Source organism: Nocardioides pantholopis (genome assembly GCF_003710085.1).
GTDB classification, from domain to species: domain Bacteria; phylum Actinomycetota; class Actinomycetes; order Propionibacteriales; family Nocardioidaceae; genus Nocardioides; species Nocardioides pantholopis.
On the sequence record NZ_CP033324.1, the window covers coordinates 1,792,354 to 1,802,500 of the forward strand.

General features: G+C 73.3%; 10 protein-coding genes (1 of these 10 cut by a window edge). 9 read left to right on the forward strand and 1 reads right to left on the reverse strand.

Translation table 11 applies throughout. The features are described from left to right. Position 1: 1 nt before the first annotated feature. Positions 2-844 (reverse strand): maleylpyruvate isomerase N-terminal domain-containing protein, encoded by an 843-nt coding sequence (locus EBO35_RS08585; RefSeq protein WP_122817345.1) that lies wholly within the window; start codon positions 842-844, stop codon positions 2-4. A gap of 86 nt (positions 845-930) precedes the next feature. Between EBO35_RS08585 and argC the strand changes: the two genes are divergently transcribed. The 9 genes in view from argC to argH are tightly spaced (at most 38 nt apart) and all read left to right on the forward strand, a layout consistent with a single transcriptional unit that may run on beyond the window. Beyond that, entirely contained in the window at positions 931-1,968 is a 1,038-nt protein-coding gene (argC, locus tag EBO35_RS08590; RefSeq protein ID WP_122817346.1) for an N-acetyl-gamma-glutamyl-phosphate reductase, read from the forward strand. Then, positions 1,965-2,492, forward strand: a complete 528-nt coding sequence (locus EBO35_RS08595; protein WP_122817347.1) for an ACT domain-containing protein — start codon at positions 1,965-1,967, stop codon at positions 2,490-2,492. The genes argC and EBO35_RS08595 overlap by 4 nt, the downstream gene beginning before the upstream one ends. Continuing rightward, positions 2,489-3,640: a bifunctional glutamate N-acetyltransferase/amino-acid acetyltransferase ArgJ gene (gene argJ / locus EBO35_RS08600; protein WP_122817348.1), complete on the forward strand. Its 1,152-nt coding sequence runs from the start codon at positions 2,489-2,491 to the stop codon at positions 3,638-3,640. The genes EBO35_RS08595 and argJ overlap by 4 nt, the downstream gene beginning before the upstream one ends. Next, a complete protein-coding gene (argB, locus tag EBO35_RS08605) occupies positions 3,637-4,587 on the forward strand; it encodes an acetylglutamate kinase (protein ID WP_122817349.1) in 951 nt (316 codons plus the stop codon). The genes argJ and argB overlap by 4 nt, the downstream gene beginning before the upstream one ends. Positions 4,588-4,625: 38 nt before the next feature. Continuing rightward, positions 4,626-5,801, forward strand: coding sequence for an acetylornithine transaminase (locus tag EBO35_RS08610; protein ID WP_396954396.1), 1,176 nt, complete (start codon positions 4,626-4,628; stop codon positions 5,799-5,801). Continuing rightward, positions 5,801-6,745 carry an ornithine carbamoyltransferase gene (gene argF, locus EBO35_RS08615; protein ID WP_122819519.1) on the forward strand — a complete coding sequence of 315 codons (945 nt, stop codon included), beginning with the start codon at positions 5,801-5,803 and terminating at the stop codon, positions 6,743-6,745. The genes EBO35_RS08610 and argF overlap by 1 nt, the downstream gene beginning before the upstream one ends. After that, complete coding sequence (locus tag EBO35_RS08620; protein WP_122817350.1) at positions 6,742-7,401, forward strand: arginine repressor; 660 nt, start codon at positions 6,742-6,744, stop codon at positions 7,399-7,401. Before argF ends, EBO35_RS08620 begins: the two co-directional genes overlap by 4 nt. Continuing rightward, complete coding sequence (argG, locus tag EBO35_RS08625; RefSeq protein WP_122817351.1) at positions 7,398-8,831, forward strand: argininosuccinate synthase; 1,434 nt, start codon at positions 7,398-7,400, stop codon at positions 8,829-8,831. The genes EBO35_RS08620 and argG overlap by 4 nt, the downstream gene beginning before the upstream one ends. Then, on the forward strand, positions 8,831-10,147 hold the 5' portion of the coding sequence (gene argH / locus EBO35_RS08630) for an argininosuccinate lyase (RefSeq protein ID WP_122817352.1). 144 nt of this gene lie beyond the right edge of the window; only the first 1,317 of its 1,461 coding nucleotides appear in the window; it begins with the start codon at positions 8,831-8,833; the stop codon falls past the right edge of the window. The genes argG and argH overlap by 1 nt, the downstream gene beginning before the upstream one ends.

Genomic DNA, 10,147 nt, shown 5'->3' on the forward strand with positions numbered 1-10,147 from the left:
CTCAGTCCACCGACTCGCTGACCGCCGTCAGCAGGGCGTCGTAGGCGGCCCGGTCCCCGGTGACCTTGAGGACCGGGCCGACCACGTGCTCGCCGAGTCGGTGCCACAGCCAGGCGTCGACGTCCGCCGCGCGGCCGGAGATCACCGCGGCGGGCGGGGCGTCCGGCGCGGGGACGACCTGCAGGTGGGGGTCGTCGTAGCGGCGACCGGACTCCGGGTCGGTGCCGTGGAAGCTGCCCGGCCGGGCCCAGATCGACGTGCCCTGGTCCACCAGGTCCAGCCGGACGTGGTGCGGCCCCGGCTCGAAGCGTCCCCACGCGGGCGGCTTGCCGCCGTACATCACGTCGAGCGCCTCGTGGACGCCGTCGGCCGCGAGCACCGGGTCCAGCGGGGTGACGGCGCCGGCGGTCTGCTCCGCGTCGAGGCGGTGGATCAGCGCCTCGTGGGCCTGGCGGCGGTAGGAGGTGCCGACGGTCTGCTCGGGGGCCCAGTGCCAGGCGGGGTCCCGGGGGTCGGCGGCGGCGAGCTCGTCGACCAGCGCCGCGGAGCGCTCGTCGAACGTCGCGAGCAGGTCGGCGTACGCCGTCGGCCGGGCGGGCCCTGGGCCCTCCTGCGGGGGAGCGGCCGGACGGGAGCGGACGGTCTGCGCCCAGAACGACTGCACCTCGGTGAGGTGCCAGAGCAGGTCGGCGGCCGTCCAGTCCGGACAGCCCGGCACGGGCGTCGCGGGGTCGCAGTCGGTCAGCACCTCGCGGAACCGGCGGGAGTCACGACGGATGTGATCGAGGTACGCCGGGTACTCCAGCAGCGTGCTCGCGCCGAGCGAGGTCTCCTTGGTTCCCATGACGAGAATCTAGGCCGGCGATGTGACGGCCGCCACCCCGACGCCCGGTCGCACATGGTCATGCAGTGCCATGTATGATCATGCACATGCCGCACACCGTCGCCGTCGCCGGAGCCAGCGGGTACGCCGGAGGAGAGGTCCTCCGTCTCCTCCTGGGCCACCCAGAGGTCGAGATCGGGGCGCTCACCGCCGGATCCAACGCCGGAGAGCTCCTCGGAAGCCTGCAGCCGCACCTGCTGCCGCTCGCCGAGCGGACCCTCCAACCCACCGAGATCGGGGTGCTCGCCGGCCACGACCTGGTCTTCCTCGCCCTGCCCCACGGCCAGTCCGGGGCGCTCGCCGCGCAGCTGGAGGAGGTCAGCCCCGGCACTGTCGTCATCGACTGCGGCGCCGACTTCCGGCTGCGGGACGCGGGGGAGTGGGAGCGCTTCTACGGCGGCGCCCACGCCGGGACCTGGCCCTACGGCCTGCCTGAGCTCCCGGGCCAGCGCGAGCAGCTCGCCGGGGCGACCCGGATCGCGGTGCCCGGCTGCTACCCGACGATCTCCACCCTCGCCCTGGCTCCCGCGGTCGCTGCCGGCCTGGTCGAGCCCGACGTGGTCGTGGTCGCCGCCTCCGGCACCAGCGGCGCCGGCAAGGCCCCCAAGCCGCACCTGCTCGGCAGCGAGATCCTCGGCAACGCCAGCGCGTACGGCGTGGGCGGCGGTCACCGGCACACCCCCGAGATCACCCAGAACCTCTCCCAGCTCACCGACGCCCGGGTGGGCGTCAGCTTCACCCCGCTGCTGGTCCCGATGTCCCGCGGCATCCTGGCCACCTGCTCGGCGCGCGTCGTCGACGGCGTGAGCGCCGAGGACGCCCGGGCCGCCTACGCCAAGGCGTACGCCGACGAGCCGTTCGTGCACCTGCTGCCGCCGGGCCAATGGCCCCAGACCCAGGCGGTGACCGGCTCCAACGCCGTCCACCTCCAGGTCGCCGTCGACGCCGACGCCGGCCGGCTGGTCGCGGTCGGGGCCGTCGACAACCTCGCCAAGGGCACCGGCGGCGCCGCTGTGCAGTGCATGAACCTGGCCCTGGGCCTCGACGAGACCACCGGCCTCTCCACCGTCGGGCTGGCGCCGTGAGCACCCCGGAGCAGGAGTCCCCGCAGGTGGCCGACCAGTCCGGCGCCGAGGCCCCGACCTCCGCCGACCGGCCGACGTACACCCTCCAGGAGTTCCCGGAGCGGCTCGCGGTGGTCCGGCTCGCGCCGGGCTCGGAGATCCCGGCCTGGGCGGAGTCGTCCTCGATCTTCTCGGTCACGGCGACCGCCACCGAGACCTCGGTGGTCTGTGCCGGGCGCAACGTCCCGACCAAGGCGGTGTCCCACAAGCCGCTGACCGGCTTCGCGGTCAAGGGCCCCCTGGACCTGGAGCTGGTCGGCGTGCTCGCCGAGCTGCTGGCCCCGCTCGCGGAGGCCCGGATCAGCGTCTTCACGCTCTCGACCTTCGACACCGACTGGATCCTGGTCCCGCAGCGCGACGCGGAGAAGGCGGCCGAGGCCTGGCGACGACGCGGACACACCGTGGCCGCCGCCGTCCCCGCCAAGCCCGCCCGTGCCGCGTCCGCCAAGGGCGCACCGTCTCGAAAGCAGAAGAAGAGCAAATGACAGTCACCACTCCCCGGGGCTTCCGGGCCGCCGGCGTCCAGGCCGGCCTCAAGGCCAGCGGCGGCAAGGACGTCGCCCTCGTCGTCAACGACGGGCCGCACCACGACTCCGCCACCGTGTTCACCGCCAACCGCTGCAAGGCGAACCCGGTCCTGTGGAGCCAGGAGGTCGTCAAGGACGGCACCGTCCGCGCGGTGGTGCTGAACTCCGGCGGCGCGAACTGCTACACCGGCCCGGAGGGCTTCCAGACCACCCACGCCGTGGCCGAGCGGGTCGCCGACCACCTGGGCGTCGGCGCGATCGACGTGGTCGTCTGCTCCACCGGCCTGATCGGGCTGGTCAACGACCGCGACCAGGTGCTCGCGGGCGTCGACGCGGCGTACGCCGGGCTGGCCGAGGACGGCGGCCCGCAGGCCGCCGAGGCGATCATGACCACGGACTCCGTCAGCAAGCAGGTGGTGGTCGAGGGCGCCGGCTGGAGCATCGGCGGGATGGCCAAGGGCGCCGGGATGCTGGCCCCGCAGCTCGCGACGATGCTGGTCGTGCTCACCACCGACGCGGTGGTCGACGCGGCCGACCTCGACCGGGCGCTGCGTGCGGCCACCCGGGTGTCCTTCGACCGGCTGGACTCCGACGGCTGCATGTCGACCAACGACACGGTCACGGTGCTGGCCAGCGGGGCGAGCGGCATCACCCCCTCGCTGGACGACTTCACCGAGGCGCTCACCCAGGCCTGCACCGACCTGGCGATGCAGCTGCTCAAGGACGCCGAGGGCGCCGACCACGAGATCGCGATCACGACCCTCAACGCCGCCACCGAGGACGAGGCAGTCCAGGTCGGCCGCAGCGTGGCCCGCAGCAACCTGTTCAAGGCCGCGATCTTCGGCAACGACCCGAACTGGGGCCGGGTGCTGGCCAGCATCGGCACCACCGACGCGACCTTCGACCCCGCCGACCTCGACGTCGCCATGAACGGCGTGTGGGTCTGCCGCCAGTCCACCCCGCACGCCGACCCGGCCGAGGTCGACCTGACCGCCCGCGAGGTCAGCGTGACCATCGACCTGAAGTCCGGGTCCGAGCGGGCCACTGTCTGGACCAACGACCTGACCCACGCCTACGTCCACGAGAACAGCGCGTACTCCTCATGAACGACTCCAGCACCGGCGCCCTCGACGGCACCTTCGACACCAGCCGCCCCGACCAGGCCAAGGCCCGCACGCTCGCGGCGGCCCTGCCGTGGCTGAAGCAGTACCACGGCAAGATCGTCGTGGTGAAGTACGGCGGCAACGCGATGACCGACGACGGCCTCAAGCGGGCCTTCGCCGAGGACGTCGCGTTCCTGCGCTTCGCCGGCTTCAAGCCGGTCGTCGTGCACGGCGGCGGGCCCCAGATCTCCACGATGCTGGACCGCCTCGGCATCGACTCGGAGTTCCGCGGCGGGCTGCGGGTGACCACCCCCGAGGCCATGGACGTGGTCCGGATGGTGCTCGTCGGCCAGGTCCAGCGTGAGCTCGTGGGGCTGATCAACGAGCACGGCCCGCTCGCGGTCGGCTGCTCCGGTGAGGACGCCGGCCTGTTCACCGCCGAGCCCGCCCGGACGGTCGTCGACGGCGAGGAGGTCGACCTCGGCCTGGTCGGCGAGGTCACCTCGGTGCGCCCGGAGTCGGTGCTCGACCTGATCGAGGCAGGCCGGATCCCGGTCGTCTCGAGCGTGGCGCCGGACGAGAACGGCGAGGTCTACAACGTCAACGCCGACTCCGCCGCCGCCGCGCTCGCGGTCGCGCTGGGGGCCGAGAAGCTGCTGGTGCTGACCGACGTCGAGGGGCTCTACCTCGACTGGCCGGACCCGACCGACGTCATCGGCGAGATCAGCCCCGAGGCACTCGAGGAGATCCTCCCGGGCCTCGCCAGCGGGATGATCCCGAAGATGGGCGCCTGCCTGAAGGCGGTCCGCGGGGGAGTGCCCCGGGCGACCGTCGTGGACGGCCGGGAGCCGCATGCGGTCATCCTGGAGCTGTTCACCCAGGAGGGGGTCGGCACCCAGGTGCTGCCCGGAGTGGAGACCAAGACCCGGAAGGTGAGGGACTCGCAGTGACCAGTTCCGCAACGAGCGACGCGACCGGACAGATCGGGATGTCCGGGATGTCCGACTACCTCGAGCGCTATCCCGGCGCCCTGATGAACACCTTCGGGCCGCCGAAGCTGGTGCTGACCCGCGGCGCGGGGGCGCACGTCTGGGACGCCGACGGCACCGAGTACGTCGACTTCCTCGGCGGCATCGCCGTCAACGCCCTCGGGCATGCCCACCCCGCGCTGGTCGACGCCGTGACCACCCAGCTCTCGACGCTGGGCCACGTGTCGAACTTCTTCGCCACCGTGCCGCAGGTCGAGCTGGCCGAGCGGCTGCTCGCGCTGGCGGACGCGCCCGCCGGGAGCAAGGTGTTCTTCACCAACTCCGGGACCGAGGCCAACGAGGCCGCGTTCAAGCTGACCCGGCGCACCGGGCGGACCCACATCGTCGCCGCCGAGGGCGGCTTCCACGGCCGCACGATGGGCGCCCTGGCGCTGACCTCCAAGGAGGCCTACCGCGCGCCGTTCGAGCCGCTCCCCGGTGAGGTCACGTTCGTGCCGTACGGCGATGCCGAGGCCCTGGCCGCCGCGGTCACCGACCGGACCGCCGCGATCCTCCTGGAGCCGATGCAGGGCGAGGCGGGGGTCGTGGTGCCGCCCGAGGGCTACCTGGCCGCGGCCCGCGCGATCGCCGACGACCACGGCTCGCTGCTGTGGATCGACGAGGTGCAGACCGGCCTGGGCCGGGTCGGGCGCTGGTTCGCCAGCGAGGGCGTGCGCGCCGACGTGCTGACCGTCGCCAAGGGGCTGGGCGGGGGCTTCCCGATCGGGGCCTGCCTGGGCCTCGGCGCGGCCGGCGACCTGCTCCAGCCCGGCAACCACGGCACCACGTTCGGCGGCAACCCGGTCGCGTGCGCCGCGGCCCTGGCCGTGATCGCGACGATCGAGGACGAGGGTCTGCTCGAGCACGTCACCGTGCTGGGCCACAAGCTGCGTGACGGGCTGGCGGCCGACTCCCGGGTGGCCGAGGTGCGCGGTGAGGGTCTGCTGATCGGGCTGGACCTGGTCTCGGAGTCGTCGGCGCAGGTCGTCGCCGCGGCCCAGGAGCGCGGGTTCATCCTCAACGCCCCGACGCCGAGCCGGATCCGGCTCGCGCCACCGCTGGTGCTGACCACCGACGACGCCGAGGCGCTGCTCGCGGCGTGGCCGGGCATCCTGGACGCGGCGGGGGTGCAGTGATGCTCCCCGACCTGCGCCACTTCCTGCGCGACGACGACCTGGGCCCGGCCGAGCAGGCCGAGGTCCTCGAGCTGGCGGCGGCCATGAAGGCCGCGCCGTACGACGCGAAGCCGCTCGCCGGCCCGCAGTCGGTCGCGATGATCTTCGACAAGCCCACGCTGCGCACCCAGGCGTCCTTCGCGGCGGGCATCGCGGAGCTCGGCGGCCACCCGATGCTCGTCGACGGCCAGCTGGCCGGCATCGGCAAGCGCGAGTCGGTCGCGGACGTGGCCCGGGTGCTGGGCCGGCAGGTCTCGGCGATCGCCTGGCGCACCTACGCCCAGGCCGACCTCGCGGAGATGGCCGAGCACGCCGGCGTCCCGGTCGTCAACGCGCTCACCGACGACTTCCACCCCTGCCAGCTGCTCGCGGACCTGATGACGGTCCTGGAGCACAAGCCGCAGCTGGCCGGGCTCACCGTCGGGTTCTTCGGCGACGGCGCCTCCAACATGGGCAACTCCTGGCTGCTCGCCGGTGCCCTAGCCGGCATGCACGTGCGGATCAGCGCGCCGGCGGGCTACACGCCCGCGCCGGAGGTGTTCGACCGGGCCCGGGAGATCGGCGCCGAGACCGGCGGCACCGCGGTCTGGGAGCAGGACCCGCGGGCGGCGGCCGAGGGCTGCGACGTGATGGTGACCGACACCTGGATCTCGATGGGCAAGGAGGAGGAGGCCCAGGCCCGTACCGAGGTCTTCGGGCCGTACTCCCTGACCCAGTCGCTCTTCGAGCTGGCGCGGCCCGACGCGATCGCGATGCACTGCCTGCCGGCCTACCGCGGCAAGGAGATCGACGCCGAGGTGCTCGACGGCATCCAGAGCGTGGTGTGGGACGAGGCGGAGAACCGGCGGCACGCCCAGAAGGCGGTGCTCGCGTTCCTGCTCCGCCACGCCGGGGAGCGCCCGTGACCACCAGCCGCGACACGGCGGTCCGCCCGGCCACCAAGAACGCCCGGCACCAGCGGATCATCGAGCTGGTCTCCAGCCACGAGGTGCGCTCCCAGCCCGAGCTCGCCGACCTGCTGGCCGGCGACGGCGTGCACGTCACCCAGGCCACGCTCTCGCGCGACCTGGTCGAGCTGGACGCGGTCAAGGTGCGCGCCCAGTCCGGCGCCCTGGTGTACGCCGTCCCGGGCGAGGGCGGCGACCGGCGCCCGCGGGCACCGCGCGACACCGCGGCGGCCGTCAGCCGGCTGGCCCGGCTCTGCGGTGAGCTGCTGGTCAGCGCGGACTCCAGCGCCAACCTGGTAGTGCTCCGCACTCCTCCGGGGGCTGCGCAGTTCCTCGCCTCGGCGTTCGACAAGGCCGAGCTCGCCGACGTCCTCGGCACGATCGCCGGCGACGACACGCTGCTGGTGATCGGCCGGGACCCGGCCGGCGGCCCGGCGCTGGCCCGCCGCTTCCTCGGTCTCGCCGAGACACACGCGGTCGACGAGGCGCCCTCGCCCCACCAGCTGCGCGAGGCCGGCCCCGGCGACCTCCCGCCCGGAGCACCCACCGAGCCAGACTCCGACCGGTCCGCCGGTCACCCCACCACCCCCGAACAGGAAGAAGACATCTCGTGAGCAAGGTCCTGACCTCCCTCCCCGCCGGCGAGCGCGTCGGCATCGCGTTCTCCGGAGGACTGGACACCTCGGTGGCCGTCGCCTGGATGCGCGACAAGGGTGCGATCCCGTGCACCTACACCGCCGACATCGGGCAGTACGACGAGCCCGACATCTCCGGGGTGCCGGCCCGGGCCAAGGAGTACGGCGCCGAGATCGCCCGCGCCGTGGACTGCCGGCTGCCGCTGGTCGAGGAGGGCCTGGCCGCGATCGCGTGCGGCGCCTTCCACATCCGGTCCGGGGGCCGCGCGTACTTCAACACCACCCCGCTCGGGCGTGCGGTGACCGGCACGATGCTGGTCCGCGCGATGCACGAGGACGGCGTGGACATCTGGGGCGACGGCTCGACGTTCAAGGGCAACGACATCGAGCGGTTCTACCGCTACGGCCTGCTCGCCAACCCGGACCTGCGCATCTACAAGCCGTGGCTGGACGCCGAGTTCGTCCAGGAGCTCGGCGGCCGGGCCGAGATGAGCCAGTGGCTCACCGAGCACGGCCTGCCCTACCGCGACAGCCAGGAGAAGGCCTACTCCACCGACGCCAACATCTGGGGCGCCACGCACGAGGCCAAGCTGCTCGAGCACCTGGACACCTCCCTGGAGGTCGTCGAGCCGATCATGGGCGTGAAGTTCTGGGACCCGTCGGTGGAGATCGACGCCGAGGACGTCACGGTCGCCTTCGAGCAGGGCCGCCCGGTCGCCATCAACGGCGTTCGGTACGACGACCCGGTGCAGCTGGTGATGGAGGCCAACGCCATCGGCGGGCGCCACGGCCTGGGCATGTCGGACCAGATCGAGAACCGGATCATCGAGGCCAAGTCGCGCGGCATCTACGAGGCACCGGGCATGGCGCTGCTGTGGCTGACCTACGAGCGGCTGCTGAACGCGATCCACAACGAGGACACCACCGCCAGCTACGCGCAGAGCGGGCGCCGCCTGGGCCGGCTGCTCTACGAGGGCCGCTGGCTGGACCCGCAGGCGCTGATGCTGCGGGAGTCGCTCCAGCGCTGGGTGGCCTCGGTCGTCACCGGCGAGGTGACGGTGCGGCTGCGCCGCGGCGAGGACTACACGATCCTGCGCACCGAGGGCGACATGTTCTCCTACCACCCCGACAAGCTGTCGATGGAGCGCACCGAGAACGCCGCGTTCGGGCCGCTGGACCGGATCGGCCAGATGACCATGCGCAACCTGGACATCGCCGACTCCCGCTCGATGCTCGAGCGCTACGCCTCCCAGCCGCTGGACCAGGGCCAGGTGCTGGTCGAGCACGGCACCCTGTTCGGCGCGCTCCCGGCGGGCGGCGGCGACCGGATCGCCGAGAACCCGGTGCTGCCGGGCGACCTCGACGACGAGGCGCTGGACGCGGCCGCGATGGAGTTCGGGACCGACTGATGGGCGAGCAGACCTCCGCCGGGCCGGGCACGGGCGGCACGAACACCGGGAAGCTGTGGGGCGGCCGGTTCGCCGGCGGCCCGTCCCCGGAGCTGGACGCGCTCTCGCGGTCCACGCACTTCGACTGGCGGCTGACGCCCTACGACCTCGCCGGGTCGCGGGCGCACGCCAACGCGCTGCACCGTGCGGGCCTGCTCACCGACGCCGACCACGCCGAGCTGCGTCGTGGCCTGGACGTCCTCGGGGAGCGGTACGCCGCCGGCGAGCTGCACCCGGACCCCTCCGACGAGGACGTGCACGGCGCGCTGGAGCGACTGCTGCTCGACGAGGTGGGGCCGGACATCGGTGGCCGGCTGCGGGCCGGGCGCAGCCGCAACGACCAGATCGCCACGCTGTTCAAGGTCTTCCTGCGCGACCACGCGGCGGTGATCGCCGGGCAGGTGCTCGACCTCGTCGACGTCCTCGCGACGTCCGCGGGGGAGCACCTCGGGGACCGGCCGACGATCATGCCGGGGCGCACGCACCTCCAGCACGCGCAGCCGGTGCTCCTCGCCCACCACCTGATGGCGCACGCCTGGCCGCTGCTGCGCGACGTCGACCGGCTGGCCGACTGGGACCGCCGCGTCGCGGGGGACTCGCCGTACGGCTCCGGGGCGCTGGCCGGTCAGAGCCTCGGCCTGGACCCGACCGGCGTGGCCGCCGAGCTCGGGTTCACCGGGTCGACCGCCAACTCCCTGGACGGCACCGCGGCGCGCGACTTCGTCGCGGAGTTCGCGTTCGTGACCGCCCAGGTCGGCGTCGACGTCAGCCGGCTGGCCGAGGAGGTCATCCTCTGGTCCACCCGCGAGTTCGGGTTCGTGACGCTGCACGACTCCTGGTCGACGGGGTCGAGCATCATGCCGCAGAAGAAGAACCCCGACATCGCCGAGCTCGCCCGCGGCAAGGCCGGGCGGCTGATCGGCAACCTGGCGGGGCTGCTCGCGACCCTCAAGGCGCTGCCGCTGGCCTACAACCGCGACCTCCAGGAGGACAAGGAGCCGGTCTTCGACTCCGTCGACACCCTCGAGGTGCTGCTGCCGGCGTTCACCGGCATGGTCGCGACGCTGGACTTCGACCGCGAGCGGCTCGCCGAGCTCGCTCCGGAGGGGTTCTCGCTGGCCACCGACATCGCCGAGTGGCTGGTGCGCCAGAACGTCCCGTTCCGGGTCGCGCACGAGCTGGCCGGTGCCTGCGTACGACGCTGCGAGGAGCGGGGGATCGAGCTGCACGAGCTCACCGATGCCGAGCTGGCCGAGATCTCCCCGGCCCTGACCCCG